Genomic DNA, 22742 nt, shown 5'->3' on the forward strand with positions numbered 1-22742 from the left:
TCAGATCATTTCGATGGCTTAAATGAAGGCTCTTTTTTCTCTTGTTTATTTTCTACTGATTGTTTATCTTCTTTTGAAGATTTATTATGACTAGTATTATTTTCTGTAGAAGAATTAATACCGTCTTGTTGCTCATCTTGAACAGGATTAATTACAACAGCATTATCTTTTTGCGAAGAATTCCCCCCACTAGAGTTACAAGCCGCTAAAATAAATGATAAACCAAACAGAATAGATTTATTTAATAATTTCATAAAAACCCCCATAAAGTTGATACTTTTAAAGTGGTATAGTATACCTACTTTTACAAAAAATAAAAGTACCTAAATTATTAACAAAATATTAATGTTAAGTGAATTTTTATTCATAGTAATATTATTATAAAAAAACCGAACCTTTGAGGCTCGGTATAACAAATTTATATGTACGTTGAATATGAGTTGCGGTATTCGTTAACACTTGATTGGTATTTGATCTAAAAGTTAAATAATTGTCTCAAATTTTTATAAGGTTATTTTTCATACTTAAAATTTAAACCGCTCTATTAATTTAATTTGATTTTGGCTGATAAAAACGGGCAAATAATACACCTATTTCAAATAATAAGTACATTGGAACAGCAAGTAATGTTTGTGAAAAAATATCAGGCGGTGTCAGTAACATTCCAATAACGAATGCACCTACTAAAATATAAGGTCGCTTCTGTTTTAGATCTTCAATGCTGACCACACCACTCCAGCAGAGAAGAATAATTGCAACCGGCACTTCAAAACAGATGCCAAAAGCTAAAAACAGAGTTAACACAAAATCAAGATAACTACTGATATCTGTTGCTATTGCTACACTTTCAGGCGCTGTTTTGGTTAAAAATGCAAATACTAAGGGGAAAACCACATAATAAGCAAACGCCACACCAACATAAAACAGCAATGTACTAGAAACTAACAGAGGATAAATTAACCGTTTTTCGTGTTTATACAATGCCGGAGCAATAAATGCCCACACTTGATACAAAATATAAGGTACGGACAAAAATATTGCCGTAATAGCAGTTAATTTAATTGGTGTAAAAAAAGGTGCAACAATATTGGTTGCAATCATCGTTGAATTTTGTGGAAGCTCATTAATTAACGGAGCTGAAATAATATGATAAATATCATTTGCAAAATAAACCAATGCAAGAAACACAACCAACACACAGATAAAACTTTTCAAAATGCGATTGCGTAACTCAATAAGATGGGTAATCAGCGGTTGAGATTCATCTACGCTAGCCATAACTTTCCTTTGCTAAATAGCGATAATTTAAGATTTTTTAGCCGGATCGGTTATTTTTTCCGCCGGCACATCCGCTAACGGATCATAACTTGCCAACTCATCCTGATGCTGTTCAAGAATTAATTTTTCTTCATCTGCTTCAGCCAATTCTGCTTGTTCATCGGCAGCAAGCAGTTGCTGTTCCTCAGCTTTATCAGTGGTGATGGACTGCTCTTCACCCTGCGCATCCATTTTGGTCTGCTGTTCCAATGAAGATTTCAACTCGCTCACAGCATTGTTCGCTGCTTGGGTTTGTTGATCCAACTGCTGTTGCATTTTTTGTGCAGAGGCTTTAAGCTCTTCAACCGTTTTGCTTAATTCAGGAGAAAGTGCTGATAAATTGAGATGCTCCGCTTTTTTGATGCTCTCTTGCAACTCTTGCAATTCAAGCTCCTGTGCCAATTCGCTTTGCACATTGTTAGCGAGATTACGCAAAGTGCGTATCCAACTAACAACGGTACGAATTGCCACCGGCAGACGCTGCGGACCTAAAACCACTAAACCGATGACAAAAATCAGAACAAGTTCAGAAAAACCGATATCAAACACAGTTATGCCTGCTCTTTATCTTTAGTTTTTGTGTCAGTTTGTGTGTTTGAATTTGAGGATTGAGATTCGATAGATTTCTTAAATTCGGCATCTTTTTCCCCCTCTTCACTCATTGCCTTTTTAAAACCTTTAACAGATTCGCCAAGATCAGAACCTAATGTTTTTAATTTTTTTGTTCCAAAAAGCAATACAACGATTAATACAATAATTAATAATTGCCAAATACTGATTCCACCCATAATGTACCTCTAGTCAAAATAAAATGTTGATTAAATTATACTGCTGCTTTTACGCTGCAACAATGCAACTTTACCGTTTTAAAGTTATTATTAATAATAGCACAACGCCTAATAACAACAGCCCAACAGCAATATTCAGCGGTAAAAATTGAAAGCTGAATAAGCTGCCAAAGAATAGCAAACTCGCACTAATAAAACCATACACACGTTGGGTATTTTTTCGTTGTTGCTGCTTTAACTGCTGCTGAATCAAAGTTAATTGCCGACGAATTTGTTTCTGTTCCAACAATGCCTGATGCAATGTCTGTGGAAAAGAGGCAAAATGCTCACGCAAAAAAGGCAAATGTGATTGAAAATCACGATACATTTTCTTGACGCTAATCTGCTCATTCAGCCAATCCTGCAAAAACGGTTTAGCCGTTTGCCATAAATCCAATTGCGGATATAGCTGTCTACCCAATCCTTCGATATAAAGCAATGTTTTCTGGAGTAAGACCAACTGCGGCTGCACCTGCATTTGAAAACGACGCGCAGTATTAAATAGATTTAACAACACGTTTCCAAATGAAATTTCTGCCAACGGTTTAGAAAAAATCGGTTCACAAACAATTCTGAACGCCTGTTCGAACTCTTCTACATTGGTATCTTCCGGCACCCAACCGGAATCAATATGTAACTGCGCAACGCGACGATAATCGCGATTAAAGAAAGCCAAAAAGTTTTCCGCTAAATAGCGTTTATCTTCGCTGTTCAACGTGCCGACAATGCCACAATCAATACCGATATATTGCGGTGATTCCGGGTGATGATAGCTGACAAAAATATTGCCGGGATGCATATCAGCGTGGAAAAAACTGTCGCGAAACACTTGTGTAAAAAAGACCTGTACCCCACGTTCCGCCAACAGTTTCATATCTGTACCGTTTGCTTCCAATGCCGGAATATCTGAAATTGGAATGCCGTAAATACGTTCCATTACAATGACATTCTTATGACAAAAATCGCTATACATTTCCGGCACATACAACATTGGGCTGTCTAAAAAGTTTTCTCTTAACTGAATCGCATTTGACATTTCCTGTCGTAAATCCAATTCCGCCAACAATGTTTTCTCATATTCACGAATCACTTCCACCGGACGCAACCGATAGCCCTCTCTGGTTAGACGTGGAATCCATTTCGCAATTTTGTACATTAAAGCTACATCCAAAGCGATAACCGGCGCAATATCCGGACGAATCACTTTAAATACTACCTCTTTCCCTGCCAGCGGTTGGGTCGCATTAAATCTTGCAGTGTGAACTTGTGCGATTGATGCCGATGCCAGCGCTTGCTCATCAAAAGCCTCAAACCAACGCTCAATCTTATCGCCTAACGCTTTTTCAATTTCCGCTCTTGCCAATTTTCCATCAAACGGCTCTACTTGATCTTGCAACAGTGCCAACTCATTAGCGAGCTCTTCAGGGAAAAGATCTCGTCGTGTCGAAAGCATTTGTCCTAATTTGATCCATACCGGCCCCAACTCTTGAAAAGCCATCCGCAAACGCCAACCAAGAGATTTATCCGGATAACGATTTTGCCACCAAAAACAGAGTTTACGCCCATAACGAAGCGGACGAGTTAATGGAATTTTAGGCAATGCTTGATCCAAGCCGTATTGCAATAATACTCGGACAATATGATAAAAACGAAAATAGTGCTTTATTTTCATAGTTTTCCTGCAAGTTGGTTGATTTTATCTTCTACACGCTGCAAATCCTGTTGCAACTCGGCAACCTGATCATAAAAATGTACCAACGCCAAAGAGGGGGCAATCAACTGCCACTCTTCGGTCAGCCGTTCTCCCCAATGGCGCTCACTGGTTACAAAATGTTCAGTCATACGATTTTTTATCTGTCGCATCGTATGGGTTAAAGAATATACAACAGCATCGCCAAGATACGGAGCTAACAGTTCTTCCGGATCTTTTTCCAAGTGCTCAAATAGCGCCATTGTATCCTGTAAAACTTGCAAATCACCCTGAAACACAACCTGCTTTTGATTAATTAACGCTGACAACTCACTTTTTTTCAGTCGTTGCAATAATAACGAAGCATCTGCCGACACTTCGCAATCAACTTCGCCATCATATTGTGCCAACAGATCGACACGTTGTGGAGAAAACAGCAAATAACAATGCCCGCCTTGTTTAAGATGCAACAACAACACCTTGCCTGCCAACTTACGTAATCGTGGGTTAATATCTTCACTGCGTTGGATAAGATAATTTACCGCTTGTTCCAGCAAGCCATTTACTAACTGCGGCAACATTAATTGCTGTTTAATTGAAGAAAGCATTTATCGCTCCTTAAAATTTATAACCACGATGCAATGCCACAATACCGGCGGTTAAATTGAAATATTGCGTCTGTTCAAAGCCGGCATCAATCATCATTTGTTCCAACACGGATTGTTCCGGGTGCATTCTGATTGACTCCGCCAAATAGCGATAACTGTCAGCATCATTCACCACCACTTCGCCCACTTTTGGCAAAATATTGAATGAATAAAAATTATAAACTTTGCTCAACGGTTCAATAATCGGCTTAGAAAATTCCAACACCAAAAGACGACCGCCTGGTTTCAACACACGATACATTGAACGCAATGCTTTATCTTTATCCGTCACATTTCGTAAACCAAAACTAATCACAATACAGTCAAAAGTGTTATCCGAAAATGGCAACATTTCCGCATTTGCTTGCACATATTCTACATTGCCGACTACTCCTAAATTACGCAACTTGTCACGTCCTACCTGCAACATAGAATCATTAATATCAGCTAAAATAACCTGTCCACTTTCCCCCACCATTTTGGAGAATTTTGCCGAAAAATCACCAGTACCACCAGCAAGATCCAATACTTTCTGACCTTTACGCACACCACTGCAATCAATAGTAAAACGTTTCCAAACTCGGTGAATACCGAATGAAAGTAGATCATTCATCAAATCATACTTATCTGCTACAGAATGAAAAACATTGGCAACCAGTTTTTGTTTTTCTGATTTTGCGACCGTTTTAAACCCGAAATGAGTTAACTCTTCATTATTTAAATTCGGTTGTTGTTCCTGTTCCATTATCTCATCCTATTTTTGGGGCATTGTTGCCAATAATTCTGTTAATAATTGCCAATAAACTGCCACAGCAGGAATATGACAACGTTCATCCGGAGAGTGAGCCCCCAAAATGGTCGGTCCAATTGAAACCATCTCCATATTTGGATAAACTTTATTGATTAACCCGCACTCCAATCCGGCGTGAATCACTTTGATTACACTCTCTTTGCCTAAAATACGGTCATATAACGTTTTCGTGCGTTTAACAATATTGGCATCCGCCTGCGGCTCCCAACCAGGATAACGTCCAGAAAAGACCACTTCAGCATCGGCTAAACGACAAACGGAACGCACCAAACTCACCACATCATCTTGTCCGTGATCATTCAATGAACGTGCCAATAACGTTAATTTAATCTGCTCCGCTTTGGTTTCCAATACGCCTAAACTGATAGAGGTTTCCACCACATCCGGCAACACATCACTAAAACGAATAACGCCATTCGGTAAGGCATTAATTAAATCTAATAAAATTTGGCTCTGACGCTCGCTTAATCCCTGTTCCGCTGTTGCCTCTTCGAGCGCAAAATTGATCTGTTTTTCTGCGTGAGACAACGCTTCAATCAGTTGTTGCGATAATAATTGCCACACCTGCTTAAACTTCTCTACCGATGCACTGGAGAGCAAAACGGTAGCAAACGCCTCGCGTGGGATTGCATTACGCACCGAACCGCCGGAAATTTCTGCCAAACGGAAGCTAACTTTGGTCAATACCTTTTCAAGTGTTTTTGCTAAAAGTTTAATCGCATTACCACGATTTAAATGAATCTCCGCCCCCGAATGACCACCTTTTAGCCCTGTTAACGCAATATGTACTGCCACTTCATTTTTGCGTAACTCTTGCCATTGCACTGGGAAACGAATATCAACATCTTCACCGCCAGCACAACCGATATAAATTTCACCTTCATCTTCGGTATCAGTATTAATCATCACCTCACTTTGCAACCAATTCGGTTGCAATCCCAATGCACCGACCATTCCAGTTTCCTCACTAGCAGTCAATAAAACCTCTAACGGCGGATGTGCGACATCATTACTATCCAACACCGCTAAACAGGAGGCCATACCAATACCATTATCTGCACCTAAGGTTGTACCTTTGGCTTTTACCCATTCGCCATCAACATAAGGCTCTATTGGATCAGTTAAAAAATTATGTGCCGTATTTTTATTTGCCTGTGGCACCATATCTAAATGCGCCTGCAACGCCACCGGCTGATGATCTTCCATTCCTGCGGTTGCCGCTTTGCGAATCAAAATATTCCCGGCTGCATCCTGTCCAACCCATAACTGTTTCTGTTTTGCCCACTGAATAATGAAATCGGCAAGTGCCTGTTCGTGGTGAGAAGGATGAGGGATTGAACAAATTTTATCAAACCATTGCCATACTAATTTTGGTGATAATTCTGTAATTGAAGACATAATTTTTCCTTTGAAATAGTTACTTTTGCAGAAAACAAAAAGAAATTGCGTTAAATGATAGCATAGAAAGCAATTTCGCGTTATCCTTACGCAATTTTTTATAACTTCAAACACAAAGGTACATTTATTATGAGCGAAAAATATGTTGTTACTTGGGATATGTTTCAAATGCACGCCCGCAAATTATCCGAACGCCTCCTTCCGGCTTCACAATGGAAAGGAATTATTGCGGTTAGTCGTGGTGGGTTATTCCCAGCAGCGGTTATTGCACGCGAATTAGGTATTCGTTTAGTTGAAACCGTTTGTATCGCAAGTTATGACCACGATCAACAGAATGAATTAAAAGTGTTGCATCGCGCAGAAGGTGACGGCGAAGGCTTTATCGTAGTCGATGATTTGGTTGACACAGGTAACACTGCACGTGCTATTCGTGAGATGTATCCAAAAGCAAAATTTGTAACCGTATTTGCAAAACCTGCAGGTGCGCCTTTAGTTGATGATTATGTTGTTGATATTCCACAAAATACTTGGATTGAACAACCTTGGGATATGGGAATTACTTTTGTTCCACCTCTTTCTCGTAAATAAATAAAATTTCTTGGAGTTGCTGATGTATTTAACACAAATCAAAGCCGAACTGACACAGGCGGCAGATGTTTTAGACAAATTTTTATCCGATGATAAAAATATTGAGCTAATTCAACAGGCGGCACTCATTATTGCCGACAGTTTTAAACAGGGCGGAAAAGTTTTAAGTTGCGGTAATGGAGGTTCACATTGTGATGCAATGCATTTTGCCGAAGAGTTGACCGGTCGTTATCGTGAAAATCGTCCGGGTTATCCCGCCATTGCCATTTCAGATGTTAGCCATTTAAGCTGTGTAAGTAATGATTTCGGTTACGATTATGTTTTTTCGCGTTATATAGAGGCAGTCGGTCAAAAAGGTGATGTTTTGTTCGGGCTGTCAACTTCCGGCAACTCAAAAAATGTTTTAAATGCAATCGAAGCAGCAAAAGCGAAAGGAATGAAAGTAATCGCATTAACCGGCAAAGATGGTGGGAAAATGGCAGGTCTAGCAGATGTTGAAATTCGTGTCCCTCATTTCGGTTATGCTGATCGTATTCAAGAAATTCATATCAAAGTTATCCATATTTTGATGATGTTGATTGAATTTGAAATGGCGAAACAGAACTAATAATTTCATTATTTATGGATTATTTTGTGCATCAATTCACTTTTGATGCACATTTTCTTTTCACCGTCTAACGCTGTTTTTTTCACCACTAAGGACATTTTGATGAAAAAATTTTTCAATCTCTTCAAAAATCTTAATTTGAAACAGTTTTTTGTTGCCATCATTGCCTTAGTTTCTCTCTATTTTTCATCGCTATTTATGCTTAATGGCAGTGGCAAACAGATTGAAATTCAGGATGTTTTGCTTCTCGCTGCACTCATTCTTATTTTTAACGCTTCCCGTAAAGCATTTTATTTCGTTATTCTTCCTATTGCCATTGCTTATACATTATATGCGCCAGTAGGAATGATGTTCGGAGCGCCGAATTATCAATATTTAGCTTCTGTTTTAGCGACGAATCTAGCCGAAGGTAGCGAATTTTTACAACAAATTCCGTTACAATATTATTTAATGGCAATCGCTATTGTGCCGTTACTGCTTTTATTCCGCTATTTAAGCCAACGTTTCCAACTAAAATTCTATAAAAATAAAACGTTGCTCTGTTTCATTCTCTTTTTCGCCTTAGTTAATCAATCCCCGTTTTCCTTTTTTCATCAATTTTTCGCTGCTGCAACTCAAGTTAAAGACGAACTGATTCGTTTAAACCAATTTCAACTGGAAAGTCGTTGGGGAGCTTCTCAGTTTAACGGAGAATATAAAAATTATGTGTTGGTCATCGGTGAAAGTGTGCGTCGTGATTATATGCACGCTTATGGTTATCCTATTGAAAATACCCCCTTTATGGAAAACGTCAACGGTATTATCGTTGATGGTTTAGAATCAGCCGGAAGCAACACTATCGCCTCTTTACGCCTTATGCTAACAAAACCTGATAAACAAAATTGGGCGCCTGATTATTCATTAAATTTAATTGATTTAATTAAATCTGCTGGCATAAAAACTTACTGGCTATCCAATCAAGGTTTTTTGGGTCAATTTGATACACCGATCACCGCCATTGCCGATTTAAATGATGAACATTACTTTATCGCTAAAAATGATTCTATTAGTAATGACTCCAGTGATTTTCAATTGATTGCGCCATTAAAAAATATTCTTGCACAACCTATCAATCAAACAAAATTTATTGTAGTTCATCTTTATGGATCACACCCTAAAGCGTGTGATCGTATTAAGGATTATCAAAATATTTCTCCAGTAAAAGATAAGAAATATCAATATCTTAGCTGTTATGTTTCATCTATTAGAAAAACCGATCAAGTACTACAACAAATCTATCAAGCATTACAAAAACAATATCAGCTACACCAACAGTCATTTTCAATGATCTACTTTGCTGATCACGGATTGGCACATAAAACTATTGATAACGAAGTACTATTTTTCAACAATGCTGGCAGTCCATTACATCACGATGTTCCACTATTTATGACCTCTTCTGACAGCCAACAGCATCAAAAATGCACTAGTTTCAAATCTGGCTTGAATTTCACTGAAGCAATTGCAAATTGGATGAATATTCAAAATCAACAGATTTCAACACAATTTAATCTGTTCGACTGTAAAAGTGACAACGATGATTATGGATTAAAAGAACGTTTACCTAAAACTAAGTTAGATCCGGCAATAGACATTAGAAACAAATAAAAAGTCATTGATCAATCTACATAAATTACGTTTCTATTTTATGATAGAATTTCACTCATTTATTTTTAGATCAACTTTATAATATGAGAATTCTACTGGTTGAAGATGATCCAATGATCGCAAATGTATTATCCGATAACTTGAAAGACGCAAGTTACGCAGTCGATTGGGTGGAAAATGGAGAACTGGCATTAAGTGCAGTAAAATCACAGCCTTATGATTTGGTTTTATTAGACTTAGGGCTACCTAAAAAAGATGGATTGGAAGTTTTAGCACAGTTACGCCAACAACAGTTTGGTTTTCCGATTATTATTCTTACCGCACGAGATGATCTACCAAGCCGTTTACAGGGTTTGGATGGTGGAGCCGATGATTACATCATTAAACCGTTTGATATGGCTGAGCTTTTGGCTCGCATTCGTGTTGCGCTGCGTAAACAGAGCGGTCATCATACTGCAGAGATTCGATACGGCAATCTTTTATTGAATTTAAAAACTTATCAAGTGCAAAACCTCACTACTCAAGAAACTCAGCAGCTCACAAATAAAGAATTTGCTATTTTGCAAACATTATTACAACATCCAGGCGTTATCTATTCACGTAGTGATCTTGAAGATAAGATTTATGGTTGGGGCGAAGAAGTTGAAAGTAATGCTATTGATTTTTTGATTCACGCACTGCGTAAAAAATTGGGAAAAGAAGCAATTAAAAATATTCGAGGTGTCGGTTGGACTATTCCAAAATAACTAAAAGATTATTACGCTGGCGTTATTCCATTCAAGCAAAATTAACCTTAACACTTGTAATCGTTACTTTTTTCACCGCCACCGTTACGGCAGTTTCTACTGCTTATAATGCGTTTTATGCCGCTTATCAGTTACAGGATGACTTATTAATTCAGACAGCACGTTTTACTTCACTTCGTAACAATTTTTCCGAACAAATGCCTTTACCATTAAACGATGATGACAACCAAATTTATGTACAAAGCATTTTTACTTCACCTAATAATAAATATTTCATTCCATTTCTCTATCAAATGAGAGAAGGATTTCATACCGTCAAAATTCATAAAAAAGAATTTCGTGTTTTCGTACGACAAATAAAAACACAAAATAGGATGCAAAAAATTGCAGTAATGCAAGAAACCGAATTCAGAACAAAAAAAGCGATTGATGCCACTTGGCAAACTATTTTGCCATTCTTAATTTTTATGCCAATTGTCATTCTACTATCAATTCTAGTGATTAATTTCACTTTTATTCCACTGCGTAAACTTTCAGTAGCTATTCAACAACGGCAAAAAAATGATCTCAGCATTATTCCTTTAGCAAAAACACCTTATGAAGTACATAGCTTTATTACAGCCATTAACCATTTATTGAAACAAGTAGATAAGTCGGTAAAAGAACAACAACAGTTTATTGCCAATGCCGCCCACGAATTACGTTCTCCAATGACGGTTCTCTCTTTACAGGCAGAACGTTTAGCAACTCACGCTGTTCCGATAGAAACTAAACAGCAAATTGAACAGCTTATTCAAGCAATTCAGCGTAATCGCCATTTATTGGATCAACTGCTATCTTTTGCTCGTAGTCAGGCACATCAAACTCAACAACCAGATATTAAACCAATTTCGGTAAAAGCTACCTTTAAACAGGTTATTGAAACCTTGCTACCATTGGCAGAACAAAAGCAGATTGATATTGGCGTGATCAGTGAACAGGATGCTGAAATTTGTATCGGTGAAACGGATCTCTTCACCATTATTAAAATTCTACTCGAAAATGCTATTGTTTATGCTCCGGAAGAAAGTTTTGTTGATTTATCAGTTGAACAACTACAAGACGATAAAGTGAAAATCATTGTAGAAGATAATGGCAACGGGATTGTAGAAGAGGAGCGAGAAAAGGTTTTAAAACCATTTTACCGCATTTTAGGAACTCAACAGCAAGGTACCGGATTGGGGTTAGCAATTGCATCAACTTTAGTACAGTATTATGGTGGCACGATTAAACTTAAAGCAGCACAACAATACACACACGGTCTGCGTGTAGAAATTATCTTGCCAATCCATCAAAAACTTCTAAATAGTTAGACGGCATAGAACAAAAAACGCATATTGTTGTCAATATGCGTTTTTCTTGAATGCTGGTAACTTAATAAAGTTTTCTTGATGTATTGAACCAATCTTCTTTAAAACTACGCTTCATATTTTGAATAGCATCAATAATATCATGATGAACGAGTTGTTCATTTTGGATACCGACACAACGACCTTTTTCACCTTGCAATAATAATTCAACCGCATAAACTCCCATTCTGGAAGCCAAAATACGGTCAAAGGCACAAGGCGCCCCACCACGTTGAATATGTCCCAATACTGTCGCACGAGTTTCGTGATGGACACGTTCTTCGATCTCTTTCGCTAACTCGTTAACGTCACACATATGTTCAGTAATCGCAATAATGGCGTGGCGTTTACCCTTTTCAATACCATATTCTACTTTACGAATTAATGCTTCACGTTCAAAAGGGCGTTCCGGAATCACGATAAATTCACAACCGCCTGCAATCGCTGCTGCTAAAGTTAAATCACCACAATGACGCCCCATAATTTCCACGATAGAGATACGTTGGTGAGAGCTTGAAGTATCACGTAAACGGTCAATCGCATCCAATGCAGTTTCTAATGCTGTTTGATAACCGATAGTATAATCAGTACCGGCGACATCATTATCAATTGTGCCAGGCAAGCCGATACAAGGAAAATCGTGTTCCTCAGTTAATAATTTTGCTCCCATATAGGAACCATCACCACCTATAACAACAAGGGCATCAATACCGTGAAAACGCAAATTTTCAACACATTTTGCACGTACTGAAGGATCTTTAAATTCTGGGAAACGTGCTGAACCCAAGAATGTACCGCCACGATTAATCACATCAGAAACACTAAAACGTTCCAATTTTTTAATTTTATTAAAATATAATCCTTGGTATCCGTCATAAACCCCATAAACTTCCAATCCTTCGTATAGAGTCGCACGAACTACACCACGGATTGCGGCATTCATTCCCGGCGCATCACCACCACTTGTTAATACGGCAATTTTCTTAATCATATGTTGTCCTCATTAGGAAATATTTTATCGAAAAAAATAAATCAAAAACCGCGCTAAGATTACACCATTCAACAAGCTCGCTCTAGCAAAATTTTCGATTAGTGCGGTAATTTTTGATCTAATTCGTGATTATGTTGTCGTTTGAGCCATTTCTTGTTTTACCACTGTAGTTGGCTCTTGATGAATCATTATGTCGGAATTTGGGAAAGCCTGTCGCAATTCCTGTTCCAATTCTTCGGTAATAGCGTGAGCCACCATCAAAGGGAGATTATCCTCCAACTCTAAATGCAACTGAATAAAACGCACTGCCCCAGCACGGCGTGTTTTTATATCGTGAACTCCAAGTACTTTCGGATTTCGTTTCGCAATTTTTTTAATCTCTGAGATTTCCTCTTCCGGCAAAGCCACATCCAATAACATTTGCACTGATTCCGATACCATTTTTAATGCATTAATTAAAATATAAACAGCGATAATTAAGGCACAAATCGCATCTGCCATTACAAAACCGTAATAACTGATCACCAACGCAATCAAAATACCTAAATTCATAAATAAATCGGTCTGATAGTGCAAACTATCCGCCTTAATCGCCGGACTATCAGTACGTTTTATTGTATATTTTTGAAAACTCACCAAAATGGCAGTCATTATCACTGAAACAATGGTAACTGCGATCCCCCAAATATTATGATCAGTAATTTCAGGCGAATGAAGACGTTGAATGCCTTGCAAAAATAGAAAGACGACCGATCCGCAAATAAACATCCCCTGCGCCAATGACGCCAGTGATTCTGCTTTACCGTGACCGAATGAGTGATTATCATCCGCCGGCATTAATGCAAAGCGAAGAATCAACATATTCGTAAAAGAAGCTAACAGATCCAAAAGTGAATCCGTAATTGCCGCTAAAATACTGACTGAACCGGTTTTCCACCAAGCAATAGCTTTAATTGATACCAAAAAAAAGGCAGTAAAAATCGCTAAACACGCTGCTCTTTTTACATAAATCGAATATCTATCTTTCATCACAACTCCAAGGGAATGCAAACTTTGCTAATTTTTGCATCATTGGTTCCGCCACTTGTTGCTGCAATTTTTTCAAAATAGCCGTTTGGCTACTCTTAATTGGGGCAAACTGTTGCGTATATTGAAATTGAACAAAACCACATTTCGCCAAATTTTCACCTTTTGCGACATCCACTTGATAATCAATAAACTGCTCTGCCGGCGGATAAACCACATAGCTATATAATTTTCCTTGTTCTAATTTATTGTTATAAACATCAACACCTGTGTTACGGAACATTCTTTCGCGTAATTGAATACGTTGCTGATATTTCGCATCCGTTTTCACAAAATTCTGTTGCAAATCTTGAAAAATTTCTAAATGTTTCTGTTGATCTTTATTTATTAATTCATAGGTATATTTCACCACTGAACCAAGATCATCAGTTTTACTCAATTGATAGTGCTGTTGTTCAAACTCAATTTTATTCGGTACAGTCACTTTCTGTTGCATCATCGGTTGACTAACACAGCCAGATAAAAGCAATAAACCCAACCAATAGCTCCGTTTAATCATCATTTAACTCCCGTTTAAAGATTAATTCCGTTGTTGTAGATAGATTTTCATCAAACCAATATCCGCCTAAATCAAATGTTTTTAACTGTTCAATTTCGGTTAATCGTTGTTGTAACAGATAGCGACTCATTAATCCTCTAGCTTTCTTAGCATAAAAACTAATCACTTTATAAGTTCCGTTTTTACGATCCATAAAAATAGGCTTTATAATTGTTGCCTGTAAACGCTGTGTATTGACCACTTTAAAATATTCATCAGATGCCAAATTCACTAATATATTATCACCTTGCTGATCCAATGCTTGCTGTAACTGATCGGTGATCACATTTCCCCAAAAATGATACAGATCATTTCCTCTTTCATTTTTCAACTTTGTTCCCATTTCTAAACGATAAGGTTGCATTAAATCCAACGGCTTTAATAATCCATACAATCCGGACAACATTCTTAAATGTGATTGTGCAAACTGAATATCCTCTGCTGATAATGTTTCCGCCTCTAATCCAGTATAAACATCACCTTTGAAAGCATAAATTGCTGCTTTACTATTTTCCGTATGATGTTGTAGCACCCACTCAGCAAAACGAGCAGCATTTAACCCTGCCAGTTTATCGCTAATTTTCATTAATGAAGCAATTTCTGCCGGTGTTAATCGGCGACAAATTTCAATTAATTGCTGACTATATTGTGTTAAATCTGGTTGTGTATAACTTGAAATCGGACTCGGTGTTGAAAAATCCAATGTTTTTGCAGGTGAAATAATAGCTAACATATTTTTCCTTTTAATTATAAATTGGGTAATGACCAATCAATCGGTGTTTTACCCTGTTGTATTAAATACTGGTTGGTACTTGAAAAGTGGTGACAACCTAAGAAACCTCGATGAGCAGAAAGTGGCGATGGATGTGGAGCCGTCAAAACGCAATGTTTTTGTCGATCAATAAATTGCCCTTTTTTCTGAGCGTGACTCCCCCATAATAAAAAAACCAATCCTTGCGTATGATGGTTTAAAGTAGCAATAACGTGATCTGTGAACGTTTCCCAACCAAAATTAGCGTGTGAATGTGCCTTTCCCTGTTCCACGGTTAATACGGTATTTAATAACAACACGCCTTGTTGTGCCCAAGAGACCAAATACCCGTGGTTTGGAATGTGGAATCCAGTAATATCTTGCGATAACTCTTTATAAATATTCTGCAATGAAGGCGGTATCTGCACATTCGGACGTACTGAAAAAGCTAAACCGTGAGCTTGATTAGGACCGTGATAAGGATCTTGCCCTAAAATCACCACTTTTACCTGATCAAACTCAGTGTAACGAAATGCATTAAATACATCTGTTTTTGGTGGATAAATTATTTTCCCTGAATCTCTTTGTTGCTGAACCTGTTGCAAAATATGTTGGAAATAAGGTTGCGCTTTTTCGCTGCCTATCATATCTTTCCACGTTCTCATCTCGTTATCCTTTTTATCACTTATCGCATTTGAAAAGGCAATTATAAAAATCTTATAACAAAATCGCCAATAAAAAATACATCACAAATTGTTACAACTTCATTATTAAAAGGTAAAAACAAATATTTAATCCAGACTTCAAGTTAAACAATTGTTGATTAAAATCAAATTTAAAATCAGACAAAAACTTTTTATTAATCAATAAAATGATTTATTGCAATTTAATTTGAAAATATAAAATATTTTGATAAAATTCACTCAATTCATTAATTTTAAACCTAGGCTTTTGGAGGCTATTATGATTAAAGGTATTCAAATTACACAAGCTGCAAATGACAATTTAATTAACTCTTTCTGGTTATTAGATAATGAGAAAGGTGAAGCACGCTGTCTATGTGCAAAAGGCGATTACGTTGAAGACCAAATCGTTGCAATCAATGATTTAGGAAAAATTGAATATCGTGAATTGCCAGTTGATGTTGCGCCAACTGTAAAAGTAGAAGGTGGTCAACATTTAAACGTTAACGTTTTACGTCGCGAAACTTTGGAAGATGCAGTAAAACATCCAGAAAAATATCCACAATTAACTATTCGTGTTTCTGGTTATGCTGTGCGTTTTAATTCATTAACTCCGGAACAACAACGCGATGTAATTACCCGTACTTTCACTGAAAGTTTATAATTTTTTTCCTCTTTAAAAATTTAACGGCGATATTTCTATCGCCGTTTTTTTACTTAATTTTTTATTACTTTCACAACCAAAGTAATCCCCTTTATTGATACTACTTCTACAACATCACCTTGATGTAATTGATTACCTTCAACACGCCAACTACCGTCACCAAACTTGGCACGAGCAATATGATCTGTAAAAACTTCGGTAATTACACCTTGTTGCCCCAACATTGCCAAACCTCGTTGATTCAACATTTCGGCAGCAATATCCTGCTGATTACGTTTACTCTGAATTTTCCACCAACACAAACTAGCAAGCACTGCTATCGCCGCAAACAATATTCCCCCAATCACTAATGAAAGCAGAAAAAAATAACTCAATATTGCCAACACTAATGCCGCGATTCCCCACCATAAAAAGAAAATTCCAGGGACAACAATTTCCAAAATTAAAAGCACAAACCCGAGTACCAACCAATGAATTGCTCCCCATTGCGCTAACCATTCCATCATTTTTGTGTTCCCGATTGTTTTAACAATTCATTGATACCAGCAATTGATCCCATTAAATTGCTCGCTTCCAACGGCATCAATACCACTTTGCTATTCTCCGCTTGTCCAATTTGTTGTAAAGCTTCAGTATACTTTTGAGCAACAAAATAATTAACCGCTTGAATATTACCAGCTGCAATAGCCTCAGACACCATTTGTGTTGCTTTTGCCTCTGCTTCCGCTTCACGTTCACGTGCTTCGGCACGTAAAAAAGCTTCCTGCCGTTCTCCCTCTGCTTGCAAAATTCTGGACTGTTTTTCTGCTTCAGATTGCAAGATCTGTGCCTGTTTTTCACCTTCCGCCCGAAGAATTGCAGCTTGACGCACTCCTTCAGCTTCAAGAATTTCAGCTCGCTTATTACGCTCCGCTTTCATTTGCGCATTCATTGAATTAATCAACTCTTTTGGTGGACGCACATCCCTAATTTCAATTCTTGTTACTTTCACACCCCAAGGATTGGTTGCTTCATCTACAATTGCCAATAATCGACTATTTATTGCATCACGCTGCGATAACATTTCATCCAACTCCATTGATCCCAGCACAGTACGAATATTAGTCAAAGTTAAATTAATTATTGCCTGTTCCAAATGATTAACTTCATAAGCAGCATTACGAGCATCAATCACCTGCACAAAACAGACTGCATCAATCGATACATTTGCATTATCTTTGGAAATTACCTCTTGTGATGGAATGTCCAACACCTGTTCCATCATATTAATTTTACGACCAATACGATCAATAAACGGAACAATAATATTCAATCCCGGCGTTAATGTTCTGGTATAACGTCCGAATCGTTCAATAGTCCAATGATACCCTTGTGGCACAGTCTTTACCGCTGAAACCAAAACAACAATCACTAAAATAATGAAAAAAATTGTTCCAATTGGAATACTCTCTAAATACATAACGCCTCCTAAATTAAATTGAAGCTACATCATCCCACAACAATAAACGATTGCAATAGAGAAATGGAATCTATTTACAAATTTATAATTTACCACAAATTATACCCATAAAGGCTTATCAACTTAACCTAAACAAACAAACTAAGTTACGCTACAATGCACTATCACTATTTATAAGGATAAATTTATGGCTGAATTATTAACCTTTGAACAAGCATTAGACTCACTTTTACAACAACTTCCAGCTCCAAATAAAACACACTGTGAAACTATTTCTCTTGATCAGGCAGATCAACGTATTTGTGCCGAAGCCGTTATTTCACCGATTAATGTGCCGGCTTTTGATAATTCCGCAATGGATGGTTACGCCGTAAGAATGGCTGATTTGCAACAATCTATGACACTGACAATTGCTGGTAAAGCCTTTGCCGGACAACCTTTTAATGGTGAATGGACAAAAGGCGGCACAGTAAGAATTATGACTGGTGCAATGATCCCTGAAGGAACCGATGCGGTGATAATGCAAGAAAAAGCTATCGTCAATGCTGACGGTAGCGTTACTTTCCCACAACTTCCTAAATTGGGTGAGAATATTCGCCGTATTGGTGATGATGTCAAACAGGGTGAAGAGGTTCTATCTCAAGGTGCAAAATTAACATCAGTATCCTTGCCACTACTCGCTTCATTAGGTGTTGAAAAGATAAAGGTTTTTCCCCGAATCAAAGTGGCTATTATTTCCACTGGTGATGAATTAGTTCCAGTCGGTCAACCATTACAAGACGGGCAAATTTATGATACCAACCGTTTTGCAGTTAAATTAATGTTGCAACGTTTAAATTGTGAAATACTGGATTTCGGTATTTTACCAGACAATGAACAGCAATTTGAGCAAGCATTCCGCGATGCGCAACAACAGGCTGATCTAGTCATTACCAGCGGTGGTGTTTCTGTTGGAGAAGCAGATTTCACCAAAAATGTGCTTGAACGTTTAGGCAATATTAATTTTTGGAAATTAGCCATTAAACCGGGTAAACCTTTTGCTTTCGGCAAATTAGAAAATGCTTGGTTCTGTGGCTTACCTGGCAATCCAGTTTCAGCGTTTGTCACCTTCTATCAATTAGTGCAACCGGCAATTGCCAAATTAAGTGGGTTTAGCCAATGGAAAGCACCACAAAAATTACCGGCAATTGCAGCACAACCATTGAAAAAAAGTATAGGTCGCTTAGACTTTCAACGCGGTTTCTATCACATCAATGAACAGGGACAACTTGAAGTTTCTCCCGTCCGTTTCCAAGGTTCACATATGTTCAGTTCTTTTGTCCAAAGCAATTGTTTTATTGTGTTGGAGCAGGAGCGAGGCAATGTAGCTACAGGAGAATCAGTAATGATAGAGCCTTTTAATTTTTTAATTAATTAATAGATAAAATGAAAATTGAATTAACCAATTACGAAATGTTGCGTTATAACCGGCAAATTGTGATGAAAGCAATTGATTTAGACGGTCAGGAAACATTAAAAGCAGGTAAAATGCTGATTGTCGGGCTGGGTGGTTTGGGTTGTGCTGCCGCACAATATCTTGCTGCTGCTGGTGTAGGCGAGTTAACATTGTTGGATTTTGATAAGGTATCGTTATCTAATTTACAACGTCAGATTTTGCATACCGATCAGCGTATTGATATGCCGAAAGTCGAATCGGCTAAAATGGCACTTTCCCAAATTAATCCGCTTATTAAAATTAATGCGATTAATCAGAAAATGACTTCGCAACAGTTGGAACAATTAATTGCGACTGTTGATGTCGTGTTGGATTGTACTGATAATGTCGAAAGCCGCAATCAGCTTGATCTGATTTGCCAACAATTACATAAACCGCTTGTTTCCGGTGCGGCAATCAGAATGGAAGGGCAAATTACTGTTTTTACTTATCAACCCGGCACACCGAGCTATCGTAATTTAAGTCAATTATTCGGCGAGAATGTTTTAAGCTGTGTCGAAGCCGGCGTCTTATCGCCGATTGTCGGCATTGTCGGTTCTATTCAGGCGTTAGAAGCAATTAAGGTGCTGCTCAATATCGGCGATATTTTATGTGGCAGATTATTGATGATTGATGGAATGTCAATGCAATTTAGGGAATTAAAACTCCCTGTTTCTTAAGCAAAAAATGGGCAAAAAGCCCATTTTCTCAACAATTACAACATTTGTTACAGCACTTTTGCGTGATAGTGCAATTTTTCCATTGCTTTAATCAACTGCTCATTGCTGACCTTATCGGTTGTGATCACTTTTACTGTATGTGCATTCATATCCGCTTTGGTCTTCAAAACGCCTTCAATTGAACGCAACTCCTTATTCACCAAATAAACACACAACTGACAATTCATCTCATCAACCTGCATCGTCAGCTCTCTTTGATTATTTGTTACCGACTGTTCGTCTGCATAACTGTAACCACATAACAAGATTAAAAATAACAATACTGCAAAAAATTTTTTCATCTTTAAGCCATCCTTTCTAAAATCCACGGTAAGACAGTCGGATAAGTGAGAAAAAATAAAATAATGACAAACACTAACCAATATAAAATCATTAGCCATTTGCGCGATAAATATTTAGTACAGATAATTTTTTTAGAAAACATCAGTAACCAAAAACCGTAACCGAATGCTGCCAATGAAATAATCAGCATCGGAATACGCAAATAATCATATTGATTGAGTTCAATTAGCCACGTGGAAGAAACACCGAAAACTAAATAAATCAAGGGTGCAATGCAGCATAACGTTGAGGTCACTGCTGCAACCACAGCAGTGACACAACTTGCAAAGAAACGATTATTTAATTTCTTTTGAGATAAATTCATAACCGAACTCTTTAGCATCAAAAGAGTTAAGCGGATCACCGCCTACTTCAGCATACGGATAACCAAAGTTATTAATTGGTTTCAATTCAGGTGCCGGATAGAGATCAAAATCACGCGCGTGATTAAAGCCGACCCAGTTTGCTTCCCAGTTACCGAATAAATATTTCGCTACCGCTTGAGTATCCGCATCCTGCACTGATTTTTTCTCAGTTAGGCGCATTTTCGCCACATCAGCAGAATCGACCGGCACCCAGCCGTAACCGGCTAAATAAAATTCAGCTCGGCAATGTTGACCGCCATTTTCATTCGCAACGCCATCTTTAGCACTGCCAAAAGCTTTTTTAGAATATTTTGACATTTTCGGTGCATCCCCTAAACGAATACCGAAAATTTCTCGCGCCGGAATACCGGAAGCTCTAGCCAACGCAACAAATACCGAATTAATATCAGTACATTTACCTTTTAATACACCTGTTGTTAGGATTTTTTCAACATCACCGTCACCACAGCCTAAAACAGAATTATCACGTTCCATATTGTTGACGATCCATTCGTGAATCAATTCTGCTTTTTTCAATGGATTTTTTTCATTGCCAACGATTTTATCGGCATATTCTTTAACAATACCATCAATTTTGATATGAGATGTTGCTTTTAAATAGGGTTGAACATCCACTGAATATTCAATCTTTTCCGGAACTTTATAATCTTTCAATGCACCGGTAACCATCGGTTCACGATCTTTAGTTTCGATCACCATTTTCACTTTAAGCAGACGTTTATCCGCTTTTTCATCCCAATTTGCAAACAATGTTTTTGCGCCGTATTGGTTATTTTCCGTCACATAGGCATTGCGATAATTGCCTTCAAATTCAACGGATTTTAAAGTCTGATAATCACTATTGAAAGGCAATGGAACCCACAAATTTGTTTCGCCTTGAGCACCTTTAGGCACAACAAGATCGTAACTATTAGTAAATTCATAGGTGTGAGTGGTTGTATTTGGATTAACTTGAGTAACAGGTGCTGCAAATGCCATTCCGGACATCAGCATAGAAGCTAAAAGAAGTTTTTTCATATTGTATAACCTTAAAATAAACATAACTTGTTATATTTCATTTGTCCGACAAAAATGCCGGACGACTAAGAATACTCACATTATCGGTATAAGAAAAGCTTCTTTTTATAAAAATGGAAATTTTTTTGAGAAAAAAGAGGGGAAGACAAAACAAAAATGCAACGATAAAGACTTTAAAATAAAATGTTTATCGTTGCATTTTCATAATTGCGTTTAACGTGTTTCGCCTTACGTTGATAACTGCCTTTGCCTTTGCGATTACGCTCAACTCGAGCTCTGAACAGTTTATCCGTCACCAGTGCTTTCATCGCACTCTCTTGAATGTCACCTCGTTGGTGTTGATATTTCATATTCATCATATATCTCCATAATAAAATTATAAAAACGCCGCTGATTAAAGCGGCGGCTATTATGACAAAAAATTAACGAGTTGACTATAAAATTTCCAACACTTGTTCCGGTGGACGACCGATGCGCGCTTGATTACCATTTATGACAATCGGACGTTCCAACAAAGCGGAATGTTCCACAATTGCCTGTAATAATTGTTGTCGTTGCGCTTCCACATTTGGATCAAGCTGATCCAAACCTAATGATTTATACAGTTCATCTTTTGTACGCATCATTTTTCTCGGATCATCAATCGCTAATTTACGCATCAAATCTTCAAGCTCCTGCAATGAAAAATGATGTTGCAAATAAAGCTCTATTTCAGGCTTCACTTGCTTTTCTTCTAATAATTGCAATGTTGCTCTGCTTTTCGAACAACGTGGGTTATGCAAAATTTTAACACTCATCTATTTATTACTCCTTTCTTGTATGGCAAAGAGATGATTACTTTAACACGTCAGCTTTCATTATGTGGAAAATCCGAAAATAAACCATAAAAAATAAAATTTAAATAGTTTTTTAATTTTGCTTACTGTATAATCTTGCGACCCTGTTAATTACATTGGTTTTCCCGCC

Annotated in this window: 28 protein-coding genes; 8 read left to right on the forward strand and 20 right to left on the reverse strand. The window is 37.5% G+C overall.

Translation table 11 applies throughout. The annotated features are described in order from the left end of the window. Positions 1 to 5: 5 nt before the first annotated feature. The 8 genes from P375_RS09185 to P375_RS09220 form a co-directional block, all read right to left on the reverse strand. Positions 6 to 254: a hypothetical protein gene (locus P375_RS09185; protein ID WP_039136328.1), complete on the reverse strand. Its 249-nt coding sequence runs from the start codon at positions 252 to 254 to the stop codon at positions 6 to 8. A gap of 295 nt (positions 255 to 549) precedes the next feature. After that, positions 550 to 1278: a twin-arginine translocase subunit TatC gene (tatC, locus tag P375_RS09190; protein WP_039136331.1), complete on the reverse strand. Its 729-nt coding sequence runs from the start codon at positions 1276 to 1278 to the stop codon at positions 550 to 552. Positions 1279 to 1305: 27 nt separating this feature from the next. Next, entirely contained in the window at positions 1306 to 1866 is a 561-nt protein-coding gene (tatB, locus tag P375_RS09195; RefSeq protein WP_039136333.1) for a Sec-independent protein translocase protein TatB, read from the reverse strand. A 2-nt stretch (positions 1867 to 1868) separates the two neighbouring features. Next, positions 1869 to 2105 carry a Sec-independent protein translocase subunit TatA gene (gene tatA / locus P375_RS09200; RefSeq protein ID WP_021461294.1) on the reverse strand — a complete coding sequence of 79 codons (237 nt, stop codon included), beginning with the start codon at positions 2103 to 2105 and terminating at the stop codon, positions 1869 to 1871. Between the two features lie 70 nt (positions 2106 to 2175). Further along, a complete protein-coding gene (gene ubiB / locus P375_RS09205) occupies positions 2176 to 3816 on the reverse strand; it encodes a ubiquinone biosynthesis regulatory protein kinase UbiB (RefSeq protein WP_039136335.1) in 1641 nt (546 codons plus the stop codon). Then, a complete protein-coding gene (locus P375_RS09210; protein WP_039136337.1) occupies positions 3813 to 4442 on the reverse strand; it encodes a ubiquinone biosynthesis accessory factor UbiJ in 630 nt (209 codons plus the stop codon). Before P375_RS09210 ends, ubiB begins: the two co-directional genes overlap by 4 nt. A 10-nt stretch (positions 4443 to 4452) precedes the next feature. Beyond that, positions 4453 to 5226, reverse strand: coding sequence for a bifunctional demethylmenaquinone methyltransferase/2-methoxy-6-polyprenyl-1,4-benzoquinol methylase UbiE (gene ubiE / locus P375_RS12655; RefSeq protein WP_039136340.1), 774 nt, complete (start codon positions 5224 to 5226; stop codon positions 4453 to 4455). Positions 5227 to 5235: 9 nt separating this feature from the next. Next, positions 5236 to 6690, reverse strand: coding sequence for an aminoacyl-histidine dipeptidase (locus P375_RS09220; RefSeq protein WP_039136342.1), 1455 nt, complete (start codon positions 6688 to 6690; stop codon positions 5236 to 5238). A 129-nt stretch (positions 6691 to 6819) separates the two neighbouring features. On the opposite strand from P375_RS09220, the gene gpt reads away from it, so the two are divergent. The 5 genes from gpt to P375_RS09245 all read left to right on the forward strand — a co-directional run bounded on the left by gpt (position 6820) and on the right by P375_RS09245 (position 11630). Continuing rightward, positions 6820 to 7278: a xanthine phosphoribosyltransferase gene (gene gpt, locus P375_RS09225; RefSeq protein WP_013746851.1), complete on the forward strand. Its 459-nt coding sequence runs from the start codon at positions 6820 to 6822 to the stop codon at positions 7276 to 7278. Between the two features lie 22 nt (positions 7279 to 7300). Beyond that, positions 7301 to 7885 (forward strand): D-sedoheptulose 7-phosphate isomerase, encoded by a 585-nt coding sequence (lpcA, locus tag P375_RS09230; RefSeq protein WP_039136344.1) that lies wholly within the window; start codon positions 7301 to 7303, stop codon positions 7883 to 7885. A 102-nt stretch (positions 7886 to 7987) separates the two neighbouring features. Then, the gene (locus tag P375_RS09235; protein ID WP_052121823.1) at positions 7988 to 9532 is read left to right on the forward strand and encodes a phosphoethanolamine transferase; all 1545 of its coding nucleotides are present in this window, start codon (positions 7988 to 7990) and stop codon (positions 9530 to 9532) included. Between the two features lie 83 nt (positions 9533 to 9615). Next, entirely contained in the window at positions 9616 to 10278 is a 663-nt protein-coding gene (locus tag P375_RS09240) for a response regulator transcription factor (RefSeq protein WP_039136346.1), read from the forward strand. Continuing rightward, positions 10260 to 11630 (forward strand): sensor histidine kinase, encoded by a 1371-nt coding sequence (locus P375_RS09245; RefSeq protein ID WP_039136348.1) that lies wholly within the window; start codon positions 10260 to 10262, stop codon positions 11628 to 11630. The genes P375_RS09240 and P375_RS09245 overlap by 19 nt, the downstream gene beginning before the upstream one ends. Positions 11631 to 11691: 61 nt before the next feature. On the opposite strand, the gene pfkA is transcribed toward P375_RS09245, so the two are convergent. The 5 genes from pfkA to ung all read right to left on the reverse strand — a co-directional run bounded on the left by pfkA (position 11692) and on the right by ung (position 15697). Continuing rightward, entirely contained in the window at positions 11692 to 12657 is a 966-nt protein-coding gene (gene pfkA, locus P375_RS09250; protein WP_039092036.1) for a 6-phosphofructokinase, read from the reverse strand. Positions 12658 to 12786: 129 nt separating this feature from the next. Then, positions 12787 to 13686 (reverse strand): cation diffusion facilitator family transporter, encoded by a 900-nt coding sequence (locus tag P375_RS09255; protein ID WP_039136351.1) that lies wholly within the window; start codon positions 13684 to 13686, stop codon positions 12787 to 12789. Then, positions 13676 to 14245: a hypothetical protein gene (locus P375_RS09260; RefSeq protein WP_245176447.1), complete on the reverse strand. Its 570-nt coding sequence runs from the start codon at positions 14243 to 14245 to the stop codon at positions 13676 to 13678. The genes P375_RS09255 and P375_RS09260 overlap by 11 nt, the downstream gene beginning before the upstream one ends. After that, a complete protein-coding gene (gene yaaA / locus P375_RS09265) occupies positions 14235 to 15014 on the reverse strand; it encodes a peroxide stress protein YaaA (RefSeq protein WP_039136357.1) in 780 nt (259 codons plus the stop codon). The genes P375_RS09260 and yaaA overlap by 11 nt, the downstream gene beginning before the upstream one ends. Positions 15015 to 15028: 14 nt before the next feature. Beyond that, positions 15029 to 15697 carry a uracil-DNA glycosylase gene (gene ung / locus P375_RS09270; protein ID WP_039136359.1) on the reverse strand — a complete coding sequence of 223 codons (669 nt, stop codon included), beginning with the start codon at positions 15695 to 15697 and terminating at the stop codon, positions 15029 to 15031. Between the two features lie 298 nt (positions 15698 to 15995). Here ung and grcA point away from each other — a divergent pair, with 298 nt between their 5' ends. Next, positions 15996 to 16379: an autonomous glycyl radical cofactor GrcA gene (grcA, locus tag P375_RS09275; protein ID WP_039136361.1), complete on the forward strand. Its 384-nt coding sequence runs from the start codon at positions 15996 to 15998 to the stop codon at positions 16377 to 16379. A gap of 53 nt (positions 16380 to 16432) precedes the next feature. On the opposite strand, the gene P375_RS09280 is transcribed toward grcA, so the two are convergent. Both P375_RS09280 and P375_RS09285 read right to left on the reverse strand, forming a co-directional pair. Then, the gene (locus P375_RS09280; protein ID WP_052119434.1) at positions 16433 to 16885 is read right to left on the reverse strand and encodes an NfeD family protein; all 453 of its coding nucleotides are present in this window, start codon (positions 16883 to 16885) and stop codon (positions 16433 to 16435) included. Further along, on the reverse strand, positions 16882 to 17838 hold the full coding sequence (locus P375_RS09285; protein ID WP_018346390.1) for an SPFH domain-containing protein: 957 nt from the start codon (positions 17836 to 17838) through the stop codon (positions 16882 to 16884). Before P375_RS09285 ends, P375_RS09280 begins: the two co-directional genes overlap by 4 nt. A gap of 187 nt (positions 17839 to 18025) precedes the next feature. On the opposite strand from P375_RS09285, the gene moeA reads away from it, so the two are divergent. Both moeA and moeB read left to right on the forward strand, forming a co-directional pair. Beyond that, entirely contained in the window at positions 18026 to 19255 is a 1230-nt protein-coding gene (moeA, locus tag P375_RS09290; RefSeq protein WP_039136363.1) for a molybdopterin molybdotransferase MoeA, read from the forward strand. A gap of 8 nt (positions 19256 to 19263) precedes the next feature. Beyond that, positions 19264 to 19992: a molybdopterin-synthase adenylyltransferase MoeB gene (moeB, locus tag P375_RS09295; RefSeq protein WP_039136366.1), complete on the forward strand. Its 729-nt coding sequence runs from the start codon at positions 19264 to 19266 to the stop codon at positions 19990 to 19992. Positions 19993 to 20039: 47 nt separating this feature from the next. Here moeB and P375_RS09300 read toward each other — a convergent pair whose 3' ends face one another. The 5 genes from P375_RS09300 to arsC form a co-directional block, all read right to left on the reverse strand. After that, on the reverse strand, positions 20040 to 20333 hold the full coding sequence (locus tag P375_RS09300) for a heavy-metal-associated domain-containing protein (RefSeq protein ID WP_039136370.1): 294 nt from the start codon (positions 20331 to 20333) through the stop codon (positions 20040 to 20042). Between the two features lie 2 nt (positions 20334 to 20335). Beyond that, complete coding sequence (locus tag P375_RS09305; protein WP_013746833.1) at positions 20336 to 20698, reverse strand: mercuric transporter MerT family protein; 363 nt, start codon at positions 20696 to 20698, stop codon at positions 20336 to 20338. Further along, on the reverse strand, positions 20670 to 21776 hold the full coding sequence (locus tag P375_RS09310) for a transglutaminase domain-containing protein (protein ID WP_039136372.1): 1107 nt from the start codon (positions 21774 to 21776) through the stop codon (positions 20670 to 20672). The genes P375_RS09305 and P375_RS09310 overlap by 29 nt, the downstream gene beginning before the upstream one ends. A 173-nt stretch (positions 21777 to 21949) precedes the next feature. Further along, the gene (locus P375_RS09315; RefSeq protein WP_230585709.1) at positions 21950 to 22135 is read right to left on the reverse strand and encodes an alternative ribosome-rescue factor A; all 186 of its coding nucleotides are present in this window, start codon (positions 22133 to 22135) and stop codon (positions 21950 to 21952) included. A gap of 75 nt (positions 22136 to 22210) precedes the next feature. Continuing rightward, positions 22211 to 22573 (reverse strand): arsenate reductase (glutaredoxin), encoded by a 363-nt coding sequence (gene arsC / locus P375_RS09320; protein ID WP_013746830.1) that lies wholly within the window; start codon positions 22571 to 22573, stop codon positions 22211 to 22213. Positions 22574 to 22742 lie beyond the last annotated feature (169 nt).

The sequence above is a fragment of the Gallibacterium genomosp. 2 genome (assembly GCF_000771895.1).
Classification (GTDB): domain Bacteria; phylum Pseudomonadota; class Gammaproteobacteria; order Enterobacterales; family Pasteurellaceae; genus Gallibacterium.